Here is a 13,023-nt window from a genome sequence, read left to right on the forward strand (position 1 = left end):
AACTGGCGGCCTGCGTGCTAGCCCAAAAATACCATGACACCAGCACAGCAGAAGCTCGTCGATACCGTTTTGGAGCGCTTCGGTTCCAAGGCGGTCACCACGGACCCCCAGGAAATCGCACCCTGGGAATCGGACTGGCGGGGCCGTTACCACGGCAGCGCGCCGGCGCTCCTTTCGCCGGGATCGACCGCGGAGGTGGCGGAGATCGTTCGGCTGGCCGGCGAGCTTGGCGTGAAGATCGTGCCCCAGGGCGGCAACACCGGCATGGTCGGCGGTGCCACCCCGCCGGCCGACGGATCGGCCCTGCTGCTCTCCACCCGCCGGATGAACCGCATCCGCTCGATCGATCCGGCCGCCAATCTCGCCGTGGTGGAGGCGGGGGTGATCCTGGCCAATCTCCACGAGGCCGCGGGCGAGCACGGGCGCCGCTTCCCACTGACGCTGGGCGCCAAGGGAAGTGCGACGATCGGCGGGCTGGTCTCCACCAATGCGGGCGGCACCCAGGTTCTGCGCTTCGGCAATATGCGCCATCTCGTCGCGGGGGTGGAAGTGGTGCTGCCCGACGGCTCGGTCCATGACGGGCTGTCGCCGCTCAAGAAGGACAATCGCGGCTACGACCTCACCCAGCTGATGATCGGCGCCGAGGGGACGATCGGCATCGTCACCGCCGCGACGCTGCGGCTCTACCCCGCGATCCTGGAACGCGCCGCGGCCTGGGTTGGTGTGGCGAACCCCGAGGATGCGCTGAAGATCCTGCGGATGATGGAAGCGCGCACCATCAGCATCGAAAGCTTCGAGATCATCCCGGGCGAGATCGTCGGCCATGTCGTCGCGCACATTCCCGGCATCCGGGCGCCGCTGGCGGGAGAACATGCCTGGCAGGTGCTGATCGAATCGGTCGCGACCGAGCCCGGTGCCGAGGCGCCTGCGGCGCTGCTGGAGCGGCTGCTCGTACCGGTGTTCGAGGCGGGACTGGCCCAGGATGCGGTGATCTCCACCAGCGAGGCGCAGGTCGAGAGCTTCTGGAAGATCCGTGATTCGATCTCCGAGACCGAGCGGGCGCTGGGGCCGGCGATGCAGCACGACATCTCGGTGCCGGTCGACAAGATGCCGCGCTTCATGATCGAGGCGGCGGCGGCGGCCGAGCGGCGCTTCCCCGGCACCACCGCCACGGCCTTCGGGCATCTCGGCGACGGCAATGTCCATTTCCACGTCCGCGCGCCCGACGGGGCGGACCGCGACAGCTGGTATGCCGGCGACGGGCCCGAGATCAGCTATTTCGTCTATGACCTGGTGGTGGCCGAGGGCGGATCGATCTCCGCCGAGCATGGAATTGGCCAGATGAAGCGTGCCGAACTGGAACGGCTGAGCCCGCCGTCGCGCATCGCGGCACTAAAGGCGATCAAAATGGCACTGGATCCTCGTGGAATCCTCAATCCCGGCAAGCTTGTAAGCCTTGCGCCGGAGGCTGACACCCCATAGACCCTCGCCCCGGGATTCCAGACATCAGCATTTTGTTCCCAGGAGATTTAGGATGGCTTCCGCCCCGCAGCAGTCGCTGCCTCTGTTTTACAATGAGCTTCTGCCGCTCTCGAGCCAGCAGCACGCCGAATTCAAGATCCGCGCCGCCGACAAGGCGCCGTTCCTCGCCAAGCAGCACGCGGTGCCGGTCACCGTGGAGGAATTCCCGCTGGTGCAGCGTTACCTGCCGATCGTCTTCTCGCAGGGCGAAGAGCCGGTTCCGCTGGCGCTGATGGCGCTGAACGAAGGCGTGAACACCTTCTTCGACGAGGACGGCACGCTCAACGAGCCGAACTTCTACGTTCCGGCCTATATCCGCCGCTATCCGTACCTGCTGGCGCGCCTGCGCCCGGACACGGACGAGCTGTCGCTCTGCTTCGATCCGACCTCGGAGACGATCGGCGCGTTCGACGAGGGCGATGCCCTGTTCGTCAATGGCGAGCCGAGCGAGACCACCAAGAACATCCTGCAGTTCAACGAGCAGTTCGAGCAGGCCGGCGCCCGCACCGCGCAGTTCATGAAGGAGCTCAAGGAGCTCGACCTGCTGATCGACGGTGAAGTCACGATCCAGCCGGAAGGCTCGGCGCAGCCCTTCGTCTATCGCGGCTTCATGATGATCGACGAGAACAAGCTCAACGAGCTGCGTGGCGACCAGCTGCGCAAGATCGTCCAGAACGGCATGCTGCCGCTCATCTACGCCCACCTCTTCTCGCTGGGCCTGATGCGCGACATCTTCGGTCGCCAGCTGCGCCAGGGCAAGATGCCCGAGCCGCAGCTCGTGTCGAACGCCTGAATGTGATCGAGCGCGGCGATCGGTACAGCCGGGGGGCGATCGCCTTCCACTGGTCGATCGCCGCGCTCGTCCTCCTCAACCTGATCATCGGCCTGTTCCACGACGCGATACCGCGGGCGTGGGGCGTGATGCCGATCCACAAATCGCTGGGCATCGCCGTGCTGGTGCTCACGCTTGGCCGCATCGCCTGGCGGCTGACCCACAAGCCGCCGCATCTGCCCGAGCTGCTGTCGGCCTGGGAGAAGGCGACCGCCCACACGGTCCACCTCATCCTCTATGCGCTGCTGCTGATCCTGCCGGTGAGCGGCTGGCTGCTTTCCTCCAATCCCGAGCGCCCGCGGCCGATCAACTGGTTCGGCCTGTTCGAGATCCCGGTGCTGCCCGCCACGCCCACGATCGCGCACAATGCGCATGAGGCGCACGAACTGCTCGGCTATCTGATGACCGCGCTGGTGCTGATCCATATCGCAGCGGCGCTGCGCCACCATTTCCTGCTGCGCGACAAGGTGCTCGTGCGCATGCTCCCGGGGCTTCGCCGCAACGGCTGATCGCGCGTGGAAAACGGTTTCACGCAGCCCCTTGAACTATCTGGCCCCTCACTTATATCTGCCTTGTACGGCTTCATGTCCCCCCTTTCGTGAGGCTGTACGGCACGCCCTCGGGCGTGTCTCCTCCCTGAACCTTGGCCACCTCGTGGGTAACCACGAGGTGGTTTTTTTATGTGCCGTCGAGGGAGTGTGCATGAGCCGGTTGCTGGGTGACGGATATGAGCCGCATGTCGATACGCTGGCGGAGGCGCTGCTATATTCGCTGCCCGTCGATTCCGGTTTCGTCAGCGCTGATTTCTCCTTCGTGATCCGCCAGGAAGACTTGGATGTCCTGCTGGCCGATCCCTATCGACGGGCAGCGCTGGAGGTCATCGCGCATACGTTGCTCCAGCAGTCCATGCTGCCAGGCAGCACCAAGGTCACGCAGGCGATGTTCGAAGCGCTGCTCGAAGAGGTTCTCCACGCCTCGCCCCAGGCGCTGGAGGAAAGCATTGTCCGGATCGGTCGTGCCCACAACATCGCCATTCCGGTGTTCATCGAGCAGATTCTGACGCGGCGAGCAGGCAAGGCCTAGATCGAGCTATTCCGCCGCGATGGCCCCCGGCAGCGCCTCGTCGGCCACCGCGTCGATGATGTCGCGCAGCAGGCGTACTGCGATCGCCAGGCCCGGCCCGCGCTGGTCGAGCGCCGAATCGAGATAGAGCGACCGGTCGAACTCGAGCTGGATCGCGTGCACGCCGCGGCGCGGCTCGCCGTGGCGTTCCAGGATATGTCCGCCCGAATAGGGGGTGTTGGCGGCGGTGCGGATGCCATGGGCACGCGCCACGCCTTCGATCCGGCCCAGGAAGCGTGCCGCGGACGCTTTGCCGAACCGGTCGCCGGGCACTAGCCGCGCCGCCGTCTCCGGGCTGCCCAGCGGTGGCATGGAATGGACGTCGAGCAGCACGGCCACGCCGAATCGCGCCCGTGCCGCCGCCAGCGCCGCGCCGATCGCCGCGTGCCAGGGGCGGTGATCGGCAAGGATGCGTTGCTGCACCTCGTCGGCGCCCAGCCTGCGCTTCCAGATGTCGCCGGCATTGCTCACCCGGCGCGGTACCAGCCCCAGTCCCGAGCGGATCTTGGCCGAGAGCGGGGCGCCGTGCATCCAGGCGCCGTCGTCGAGCCGGGGGTCGCGATCCTGCTCGGCGCGGTTGAGATCGATCCAGGCCCGCGGGCGGGTGGCGACGAACAGGGTCTCGTCGCGCCGGGCGGCGAGGGCGATGGCATCGGCATGTCGGTCCTCGAGCCCGCGCAGGGCATCCAGCGGCACGCGGAGCAGCGCCTGCAGCGCCGGCGAATAATCGCGCCCGGCATGCGGCACGGAAAGCACTACCGGGCTCAGTGGCTCCAAGGGGCCATGGCGGACGAAGGATTCTCCGGGCACGACGTCATGACTAAGGCGGCCATTGCGGCGCCGCAATGCCATGGGATAGGATAGGAACGGAAAATCTTAAGGCCTTTCGGTATAGGAATAGGCCTGTCGATTTCGAGTGGGGAAACATGATCCGAATTCTGCTGGCCGAGGATGACCGCGTGATGCGGGAATACCTTACGCGGGCGCTCGAGCGGTCGGGCTATGCGGTCAGCGCGGTCGATCGCGGGACCGCGGCTATGCCGCTGCTCGAGAACGAGCGCTTCGACCTGCTGCTCACCGACATCGTGATGCCCGAGATGGACGGCATCGAGCTGGCCCAGAAGGCAAGCGAGATCGCGCCGGACATGCGGGTGATGTTCATCACCGGCTTCGCGGCGGTCACGCTCAAGGCCGGCAAGCAGGTGCCGCAGGCGAAGGTTCTCTCCAAGCCATTCCATCTGCGCGACCTGGTTCTGGAGGTCGACCGGCTGTTCGAAGCGGAGAATGCCGGATTTAATTGAGGGCTTTGCTGGCGGTACCGCAAAAAACTGAAGAAGCGTGCTTGCGCGGTTCGAAAAGTCCCGCTAGAGGCCCGCTTCCCGTTTCGGCCGACAGGCCAACGGGCGCGTAGCTCAGTGGTAGAGCACTGTGTTGACATCGCAGGGGTCGCAAGTTCAATCCTTGCCGCGCCCACCATATAGAAAAGCCGCCAGGTCAGTGACTTGGCGGCTTTTTTGTTGTCCGGGTGGCAAGCGCCGGCCGATGCAGATTCCGCGCGCTAGGCAGCCCGCGGCACCGCATGTGAGGGCGCATGCGAGCATGGGATCGGGTGACGATCGGGCGGCTCCGAAATTTCGGCCTGGAAGGGCCTCAGAGGCGCAAAATCGATCCGTGGCACCGTCGGAGGCGGGATCGGGCAATAACGTCAGGAGAGGCCCGCTGGGTTCATTTCGTCGGGCGGTTGGGATCCACGGACGCGAAATAGGTGCGCAGGTCCGACAGCGTGCTGGAGATGTGGCTCTTGAGCAGGACCTTGAGCTGCTTTCCGTCGCCGGCCAGCCAGGTATCGAGCAGTGCCTTGTGCTCCAGATGCGCACGATCTCCGCGGCCTGCGGGCTGGAGATGCGCGAGCACATAGCGCTCGGCCAGCACTTCGAGCCGCTCGACGAGCTGCGTCGTCAGCAGCCGCCCGCCCGGGCGCACCAGCGCGACGTGGAATTCCCGGTTCCGCACGGCGACATTGCTGGGATCTTCGTGCGCGGCCGCGTCCAGCAGCTCGAACGCCTTGATCGCCGCCTGCTTGTCGGCCTCGTCGGCGTATTTGCATGCATAGGCGGCGGCGGCAGGCTCGATCGAGAGCCGCAGCTGGTAGATTTCCTCGGCCTGGTCGGCGGACATCGGGCGGACGAACCAGCCGCGATTGGCCTCGCCAGTCAGCAGGCCCTCATGCTCGAGACGGGCCAGCGCCTCGCGCAGCGGAATCTTGCTGACGCCGAGCTCGGCGGCCAGCGCGTCCTGGCGAACCGGTTCGCGTTCCGCCAGCGCTCCCGCGATGATCCGCTCGCGGATCACGTCGAAAATACGCTGCGAAAGGGTTCGAACGACAATGGTCACCAGGCTTCTCCACGAGGGCGAACCTTCCCGATAGCGTATATTATAGTTTATCGCGATAGGCCGCGAAGGCCCGTTGGCCGGCCATCAACAGACTTCTGCGGTACTCTTCGGTAGCGGTCCCGGCGGTACGCGTGCGGGATGCTTGTAGAAGGGGTCGCCGGGCAGATGATGCCGGTCGCCATAGACTGCCCGCAGCAGTTTCGCGAGCGTGGGATCATGGGCGCTCAGGTCGGCATCGGACAGGATCATCTTGCCGTCGATGACCGCCAATTTGTTCGAATTGAACCAGAACTGGGTGCCCTCGGCCCAATATTCCTGCACCGTGGTCGCGCCATATTCGCCGGTCCACAGGCCCTTCTCCTTCGCGGCGGCATAGGCAGCCTCGACCTGGGCGTAGAAGGCGGGGTCGGCGGTCTCGGCGGCGGAGAGGATCGCGTGCGAGAATTCGTGGACGAGGATCGTCTCGCCGAAATATTTGGTGCCCGGGATGGCGAGCAGATTCTCGGTCGCGGCGCTGGTGAGCAGGCCGCCCATGCCGCGGGCGCGGCGCGCCCAATATTCACGGTCGCTCAGCCGGCCGATGCGGTCGTCATAGAGCTTGCGCTCGCAGCGGGTGAGGCGGGGATCGTCGCGGTCGGGCTTCTTCCAGTCGCGCTGCTCCGGCACGTCGAGGGTCTGCTCGTTCACGCCCATGATCATCACGCGCTGCCCGGACTGGACGAGCGCGCGGGCGAGGTCGGGGCGCCGCTCGAGCATCGCGACCATCATCCGCCGCGCGACCTGCATCGCCTCGTCCGGAACCGCCGCGGAGGCCGAGATGGGAATGCCGTCGGCATTCACGTTCTTCACATAGAAGGGATCGAGCTTGAGCGTGGGCGGGGGCGGGCCGATGTGCGGCGTCGTTGCGCAGGCCGCCAGGGTTGCTGCGGCGGCGAGCGGGGCGAGGATCGCCTTCGCACGGGCGAAAGGTGGACGCATCATCTCTTTCAGTCCTGGGGCCGGGGCGTGAGCAGGCGGGCGATCGGCCGGCGCAGCAGGAGGATGGCCGCTGCGCCGGCAAAGCCGATCGCGGCGTCGAGCAGCCAGAAGCTCAGGTTGCTCATCTGGTCGTAGAAGCTGCCGACCCAGCCCATCGTCACCGTGCCGACGAACAGCGACAGGAAGGCGCCGCCCATCAGCGTGGCGTTCACCTTGGGAGGAGCGGCCTGGGAGATCAGGCCGAGCAGGATCGGCCAGAACCACATGAAGGCGATGCCCATTCCGAAATAGCCGGCAAGGACCCAGAGAACGCTCACCCGGCCCTGCGGGTCGGCGAACAGGCAGCCGATGGCGAGCAGCAGCGCCGATGCGCCGACGATCGCCGATCCGATCCCGATCTTGGTGATGCTGTTGGGCTCGGTGCCGCGCTTCGCCTGCCAGGCCCAGAGGGCGACCAGCGGGGCGGCCACGACGATGCTGGCAAAGGCGTCGATCGAGTTGAACCAGCTGGCGGGCACGGCGCCGAAGGGCGAGGCCAGGTCGACATGCTGGTCGATCCAGACGATGCCGATGTTCCAGATCATCGGATAGGCGATGTTCGCCGGGATGGTGAGCGCGACCAGGCCGATCAGCGTCCAGGTGCGGCCGCGCTCCTCGGCGGTCAGCGGGGGCAGGGGCTCGCGCTTCGCCTTGGGCGCGGTCGGCTGCGGAAGATGACGCTGGCCGGCCAGATAGATGCCGAGCGCGAGCAGCATCAGCCCGGCGGCCAGGGCGAAGCCGGCGTGCCAGCCATAGAGCGCCGCGACGCCGCCGGTGGTTAGCGGGCCGAGCACCGAGCCTATGTTGATCGCAGTCGAGAAGACGGTGAAGCCGCGTGCCCGCTGCGATTCCGCTTCCTTGGGATAGAGCGCGCCGACCTGGGCGGAGATGTTGCCCTTGAGGCAGCCCGAGCCGAAGATCAGCAGCACCAGCGCGATCAGGAAGCTCGCGTCGAACGACATGGCGAGATGGCCCGCGCTCATCAGCAGCGCGCCGAGGATCACGGTGCGGCGTGCGCCGAGCCAGCGATCGGCGATGAAGCCGCCCAGGATCGGTGTGAAATAGACGAGGCCCGCGTACCAGCCATAGATGAGCGACGCGAAAGCCTGGTTCGAGATCGGCCCGTGCACCTCGAACAGCTCGCGGAGCGCAGCCAGGCCGAGGACATTCTCGGCATGGCCCGGCAGCAGCAGTTGCTTGGCCAGGTACAGCGCGAGCAGCGCGGTCATGCCGTAATAGGAGAAGCGCTCCCACAGCTCGGTGAAGGCCAGATAGGCGAGCCCCCTGGGGTGCGCGGCGATCCCGCTCTTCCGCGCCTGCGCTTCATTCGTCATTCGTGCGTCTCCAGGTGTCAGCGCTTCGCCGGCGCGGGGTCGAGCGTCAGCGTGGCGCCGCCGGTGGCGGGCAGCTGCAGGGTCAGGCTGCCGCCGACCTGCCGCTCGGAGAAGGCGACCGCGTCCGGCTTCGCGCCGTCTGCCCAGATACGGGCACGGTAGTGCGTCCCGCCCAGCTGGGCGAGCGGCAGCGTCACCTTATGCGCGGCATCGCCGTTGAGCACGCCGACATACCAGCGCTCCCCCTTGCGGCGTGCGATCGCGATGTACTCGCCCACCTCGCCGGCGAGGAACCGGGTCTCGTCCCAGCGCGTCGGCACTTCGCGGATGAAGTCGAGGCCCTGGCCATTGGCCGCATAGGTGTCGGGGCTGTCCGATACTTCCGCCAGCGGGCTCTCATAGACCACGTACAGGGCGAGCCCGTGTGCACGGGTGGTCTGCACGAAGGGCAGCTCGTTGCGGATCTGGAAATCGGCGGGCGAGACGTTGCGGAAGCCGCCCGGCGTATAGTCCATCGGCCCGAGCAGGTTGCGCGTATAGGCCAGCATCACATTGTGCCCCGCGGTGATGCGGTAGGTCCATTTGTTGTACTCGGCCCCGAGCACGCCTTCCTGGGTGATGAAATTGGGATAGGTGCGGTTGAGTCCGCGCGGGACATAGGCGCCGTGCAGATTGACCATCAGCTTGTGGCGCGCCGCAGCGTCCAGCAGCTTGGCGTACCAGTTGACGATGCCCTGATCGTCCCGGTCCATGAAGTCGACCTTGATGCCGGCGATGCCCAGGCGGGAATAGAGCGCGAGCGCCTCTTCCATTTGCGCGTCGAGTGCCTGCCAGTTCACCCAGAGCCAGAGGCGGACGCCCTTCTCGCGGGCATAGGCGACGACCTGCTCGAGATCGAATTCCTTGCCCGGACGGGTGACGTCGGCGCCGGGCCGGACGAGACCGCCCCCGCCCGCGCCGGCATACCAGCCCTCGTCGATCGTGGCATATTCGAGCCCGTTTGCGGCGGCGAGATCGATGAAGGCGCGCGCCGTGGCGGTGTTGCTTCCCGGCCTCTCGACGGCGGCGACGGTCGGGCCGTTCCACCAGTCCCAGGTCGACTTGCCCGGGCGGATCCAGCTGGTGTCCGCCACGCGCGAGGGCGCCGCGAGATTGGTGACCAGCGTCGACTCGTTGAGCGTGCCCGCGCGGTCGGCGAGCATCACCACGCGCCACGGCGTGACGATCGGCGCGCCGACATGGGTGCGCACCGCCACCCGCTTGTCGTCCAGCACCGGCGAGAGCTTGGCGCGAAGGCCGAGGCCGGCATCCGCCCGCGCAGTCAGGTACATGCCCGAGAAGTCGAGGAGATCGGCCTCGGTCAGCGCGAAGGCCGCGGCGCCGGTCTCGCAGAGGAAGGGCAGATCGAACAGGTTGTGCGGGCGGATCTTCGTCGTGTCGACCGGGTCGTACTCGCCCTCGTGCGCGCTGTCGAAGCGGCCGACGTTGAAGCCCCAGCATTTGAACGCCTTGGGGAAGCGGAACTCGGTCTCCTCGCCGCGGACCAGCGCGGCGGCGGTCGCGTCCTGGACCGGCAGTACGGTGCGGAACGCCACGCCGTCGTCATAGGCGCGCAGGACCAGGTCCATCCTGCGCTTCGCACCCGTGGTCTCGGCGAGATGCAGGGTCAGCGCGTTGTAGTGGTCGCGGGCCTCAGCGGCCTTGCCCGCGACCAGCGGATAGCGGCTATCGGCGGTCGCGCGCTCCTCGCCGGTGATCGCCATCCCGATGCCGACCAGGCCGCTGTCCAGCCTCAGGCCGATGGGCGAGGGAGCGAGGATCGGCTTGCCGTCGCGCGTCACGCTATAGGTCGGGCGACCCTGCGCATCGAGCGTGACGGTCACGGTATTGCGGCTGTCCGGCGAGGACAGGGTGACGGCGTCGCTCGCCATGGCCGGTGTGCACAGCGCGATCGGCAGGCACGTCGCCGCAGTCATGATCCAGTTGTTCACGCTCTCGGTTCCCCAGGATTTTGGCCGGCATGGCCGTGTTCCCCGGACGAGAGCGGGAACACGGCCATGCACGGGCTCAGCGCGGGCTGAGCTTGACGATCGTCGGCGCGGTGCCGAGCGGGATCGTATAGGCGTCACGCTCGAGCGTACCGGTGGAGGGCACGAGCGGACGGGCGCCGGTGGTGGTGGTCTCGATCCGCAGGCGTGCGGCTGGCGTGGTCGGCGTCGCCGGATCGAGCGTCACGTTGATCGCGCCGCTGACCGGCGTGTAGGTGACGTTGGCGATCTTGCCCGCATCGAGCGTGATCCAGGCGCCGGCCGGGGCGACGAACAGCCGCGATCGCGCACCGTCCTTGGGCGCGATCTGCACGCCGTCCTTGCCCAGCGTCAGGTCGCCGCCGAAGCCGAGCCAGCCCAGGGTGGGATCGTTGACCAGATAGGTGCCCGCGGTGACGGCATGGCCGTAGAAGCCCATGCCGTAGTCGCCGCTGATCGGATCCCACTTCATCATGTCGGGCCAGGAGTGGAAGGCAGCCGAGCTGAACCCGTCCTGGGCGATGTTGGTGACCCCGCCCATCATGCCGCCATAGGCGACGCGCAGCAGGTGCAGGTCCTTGGGGTTCTGGCGATAGGCGGCGAACAGCGGCACGGCGTTGAGCGTCGATCCGTAATGGTGGATCTGCCGCTCGATCCGCGAATATTTCCCGCCATAGAGGAAGTCCCAATAGCGGCGGGCATTGCCGTTATAGCCCCAGCTCGGGATCGTCGGGTCATAGCCGAGGATCACTTCCTTGGTGACGTCGGCCTGGGGCTGGTAGCCGAAATAGCGCATCCAGGCATAAACTTCGGGCTGGCCGGTGGAATCCCACGGCATTTCCGACCCGAACGGATATTTGAGCGAGCGCCAGTGATCGGCGCGCTGCTTCATCAGCCGCTCCATCTCGGTCGCCTCGGCGGTCAGGCCCTCGCTCTTCAGGTCCTTGAGGATGTCGACGAACACATCGCCCTCCATCAGGCCGAATTCGGCATAATAGGGCGCGTCGCGCATCATGGCGACGGTGGTGACGTACGCCTTGTCGAGATACCAGCGCCAGTCGTGGCGGGTGACCATTCCCGGATGGTTGCGGGCGGTGCGGTAGAGTACCCAATGGCCGATCGCGACGTGCGGGTAGTTGTAGGCACGGCCGAGGTCGTTGGCGTCCTTCTCCTTCCACGAGGTCCAGGACTGCCACTTCTCCCGGTCCTTGTAGAGGTTCGGGAACTTGACCGGGTCGTAATAGAACAGGCTCTTCTTGACCGCGCCTGCCTGGGGACCGTCGGCGACCTGGAGGTTGCCGACCACGGTCTCGTTGACCAGCTGCTCGAGCTTGGCGATCTCGGCGGGATCGGGATTGTCGATCTGCTTCGACATCGCCGCGACCCAGGAGCCGCCGCCGCCCTCGTCGCTCATCCCGGCGACCCAGACGCGCGGATCCTCGTCGACGATCTTCTTGGTCTCGTTGTCATAGGTCAGGATCGCCGGCGAGCGGCCGAACGGATCGCCCTTGCCCTCGAACCACTGCTTGGTGGTCGAGAAGCGACCGAGATCCGCCATGGTCTGCTCGAGCGGCTTGGTGACGAAATAGCTGACCGTCTGCACCTGGCCGTCGGCATAGGTGAGGGTCAGGCGCGCCTGACCCCATTGCTTGCCGTGGACGCTGAGGCGGGCCCAGCCCTTCTGGGTGCCGGCCGGGATGGCCTCGACCGCGCCGGCGGGCCAGCTCTCGATCTTGCGGATCGCGCTCGGCGCCTTGACGAACAGGGTCGCGGTCTGGTCCTGCGGCACGACATAGCCGGGGATGCCGATGGCGACCGGGCGCTTGTTGGCGACCAGCGTGTCCTCGATCGCGCGGATCGAGGGAGACTGGGTCATGCGGACGCCGACCTCGATGGTCTGGCCGGGCGCCAGGGTGCGGCCGGTGGGAGCGTTCCACTGCTCGCCCGCATCCTTCCACTCGCGATCAGCATAGCCGATGGTGTGGATCGTCCAGTCGTAAAAGCCCTCGGAGGTCTGGCCGCGCTGGCTCTTGTCGGTGAAGATCGAGCCCTTGGCCTCGCGCGGGTTCTTGAGCGGGGCATAGGCCTCGAGCGGGCTGCCCTGCTCGGGGAGCACCAGCAGGGCCGGGCCGGCGCCGTTGAGGCGGGTGACCTGCAGATAGCCGGCGTCGCGGCCGATATAGGGATCGACGAAGCTCGCCTCGGCATGCGCCTGGTCGAGGTTGCGATCGGTGATGATGTTGTCGAACACCATCGGCAGGCCGAGCGCGCCGATCTCGAGCGGTGCCTTGCTGGTGTTGGTGATCCGGAAGCGCAGGCCGAGCAGGCCGGCCTCGTTCACCCAGCGGCGCTCGACCCTGAACGGCGCGTCGGCGCCCATGCTCGCAGTGATGTCCGCCGCGGCGATCACCTTGCCCGATGCCGGCAGCAGGCGGATCGGCTTGCGGGCATGGGCCGAGGCGAAGTCGCGCCATTCGCCACCAGGCGCGCGAACGCGCAGGTTGAGGTCGCCGATATGGTTGTAGCCGTCACCGGCGCGCTCGGGCTCGCGTGCGGTGGGCACGAAGCTGAAGGCCGGCTCCGCGGCGGGCGAGAGGCGCGCCAGCGTCTGGGTGTCGGCGCGCAGCTCGACTTCGAAGCTGCCGACCTTGTGGGCGGTCTTCTGGATCGGCGCATAGACCGGCTTGGGCTGCTCCTGCGCGATCAGCGCAGTGGAGGACAGGCCGGCGAGGAGGAGCGCGGCGGGCGCAAGGGTGCGGATCTTGGGCATGGCGGG

General features: G+C 67.0%; 11 protein-coding genes and 1 tRNA gene. 6 read left to right on the forward strand and 6 right to left on the reverse strand.

The genetic code is table 11. The features are described 5' to 3' along the window. Nucleotides 1–33: 33 nt before the first annotated feature. The 4 genes from GGR46_RS00630 (at nucleotide 34) to GGR46_RS00645 (ending at nucleotide 3,436) form a co-directional block, all read left to right on the forward strand. Nucleotides 34–1,482: an FAD-binding oxidoreductase gene (locus GGR46_RS00630; protein ID WP_183993611.1), complete on the forward strand. Its 1,449-nt coding sequence runs from the start codon at nucleotides 34–36 to the stop codon at nucleotides 1,480–1,482. A 52-nt stretch (nucleotides 1,483–1,534) separates the two neighbouring features. Further along, on the forward strand, nucleotides 1,535–2,314 hold the full coding sequence (locus GGR46_RS00635) for a SapC family protein (RefSeq protein WP_183993613.1): 780 nt from the start codon (nucleotides 1,535–1,537) through the stop codon (nucleotides 2,312–2,314). A gap of 2 nt (nucleotides 2,315–2,316) precedes the next feature. Beyond that, the gene (locus GGR46_RS00640; RefSeq protein ID WP_343057907.1) at nucleotides 2,317–2,862 is read left to right on the forward strand and encodes a cytochrome b; all 546 of its coding nucleotides are present in this window, start codon (nucleotides 2,317–2,319) and stop codon (nucleotides 2,860–2,862) included. Between the two features lie 193 nt (nucleotides 2,863–3,055). Then, on the forward strand, nucleotides 3,056–3,436 hold the full coding sequence (locus tag GGR46_RS00645) for a hypothetical protein (RefSeq protein ID WP_183993615.1): 381 nt from the start codon (nucleotides 3,056–3,058) through the stop codon (nucleotides 3,434–3,436). A 6-nt stretch (nucleotides 3,437–3,442) separates the two neighbouring features. On the opposite strand, the gene GGR46_RS00650 is transcribed toward GGR46_RS00645, so the two are convergent. Next, nucleotides 3,443–4,327: an N-formylglutamate amidohydrolase gene (locus GGR46_RS00650; RefSeq protein ID WP_183993617.1), complete on the reverse strand. Its 885-nt coding sequence runs from the start codon at nucleotides 4,325–4,327 to the stop codon at nucleotides 3,443–3,445. A gap of 74 nt (nucleotides 4,328–4,401) precedes the next feature. Here GGR46_RS00650 and cpdR point away from each other — a divergent pair, with 74 nt between their 5' ends. Then, nucleotides 4,402–4,776 carry a cell cycle two-component system response regulator CpdR gene (gene cpdR, locus GGR46_RS00655; RefSeq protein WP_183993620.1) on the forward strand — a complete coding sequence of 125 codons (375 nt, stop codon included), beginning with the start codon at nucleotides 4,402–4,404 and terminating at the stop codon, nucleotides 4,774–4,776. Nucleotides 4,777–4,876: 100 nt separating this feature from the next. Next, nucleotides 4,877–4,951, forward strand: a tRNA-Val gene (locus tag GGR46_RS00660). 249 nt (nucleotides 4,952–5,200) lie between these two features. Here GGR46_RS00660 and GGR46_RS00665 read toward each other — a convergent pair. The 5 genes from GGR46_RS00665 to GGR46_RS00685 all read right to left on the reverse strand — a co-directional run bounded on the left by GGR46_RS00665 (nucleotide 5,201) and on the right by GGR46_RS00685 (nucleotide 13,017). Beyond that, nucleotides 5,201–5,869, reverse strand: coding sequence for an FCD domain-containing protein (locus GGR46_RS00665; RefSeq protein WP_183993622.1), 669 nt, complete (start codon nucleotides 5,867–5,869; stop codon nucleotides 5,201–5,203). A gap of 84 nt (nucleotides 5,870–5,953) precedes the next feature. Further along, nucleotides 5,954–6,850, reverse strand: a complete 897-nt coding sequence (locus GGR46_RS00670; RefSeq protein WP_246425861.1) for a glycoside hydrolase — start codon at nucleotides 6,848–6,850, stop codon at nucleotides 5,954–5,956. 5 nt (nucleotides 6,851–6,855) lie between these two features. Further along, nucleotides 6,856–8,220: a peptide MFS transporter gene (locus GGR46_RS00675; RefSeq protein WP_183993625.1), complete on the reverse strand. Its 1,365-nt coding sequence runs from the start codon at nucleotides 8,218–8,220 to the stop codon at nucleotides 6,856–6,858. 17 nt (nucleotides 8,221–8,237) lie between these two features. After that, the gene (locus GGR46_RS00680; protein ID WP_343057910.1) at nucleotides 8,238–10,211 is read right to left on the reverse strand and encodes a glycoside hydrolase family 97 protein; all 1,974 of its coding nucleotides are present in this window, start codon (nucleotides 10,209–10,211) and stop codon (nucleotides 8,238–8,240) included. A gap of 76 nt (nucleotides 10,212–10,287) precedes the next feature. Then, on the reverse strand, nucleotides 10,288–13,017 hold the full coding sequence (locus tag GGR46_RS00685) for a DUF5695 domain-containing protein (protein WP_183993627.1): 2,730 nt from the start codon (nucleotides 13,015–13,017) through the stop codon (nucleotides 10,288–10,290). Nucleotides 13,018–13,023: the final 6 nt, after the last annotated feature.

It is taken from the genome of Sphingomonas kyeonggiensis (assembly GCF_014196745.1).
GTDB classification, from domain to species: Bacteria; Pseudomonadota; Alphaproteobacteria; order Sphingomonadales; family Sphingomonadaceae; genus Sphingomonas; species Sphingomonas kyeonggiensis.

Bases quoted from the DNA above. Each gene is read 5' to 3' on its own strand.
- cpdR (WP_183993620.1), top strand. From the start codon at position 4,402: ATGATCCGAATTCTGCTGGCCGAGGATGACCGCGTGATGCGGGAATAC.
- GGR46_RS00685 (WP_183993627.1), bottom strand. From the start codon at position 13,017: ATGCCCAAGATCCGCACCCTTGCGCCCGCCGCGCTCCTCCTCGCCGGC.
- GGR46_RS00670 (WP_246425861.1), bottom strand. From the start codon at position 6,850: ATGATGCGTCCACCTTTCGCCCGTGCGAAGGCGATCCTCGCCCCGCTC.
- GGR46_RS00675 (WP_183993625.1), bottom strand. From the start codon at position 8,220: ATGACGAATGAAGCGCAGGCGCGGAAGAGCGGGATCGCCGCGCACCCC.
- GGR46_RS00650 (WP_183993617.1), bottom strand. From the start codon at position 4,327: ATGGCATTGCGGCGCCGCAATGGCCGCCTTAGTCATGACGTCGTGCCC.
- GGR46_RS00630 (WP_183993611.1), top strand. From the start codon at position 34: ATGACACCAGCACAGCAGAAGCTCGTCGATACCGTTTTGGAGCGCTTC.
- GGR46_RS00635 (WP_183993613.1), top strand. From the start codon at position 1,535: ATGGCTTCCGCCCCGCAGCAGTCGCTGCCTCTGTTTTACAATGAGCTT.
- GGR46_RS00645 (WP_183993615.1), top strand. From the start codon at position 3,056: ATGAGCCGGTTGCTGGGTGACGGATATGAGCCGCATGTCGATACGCTG.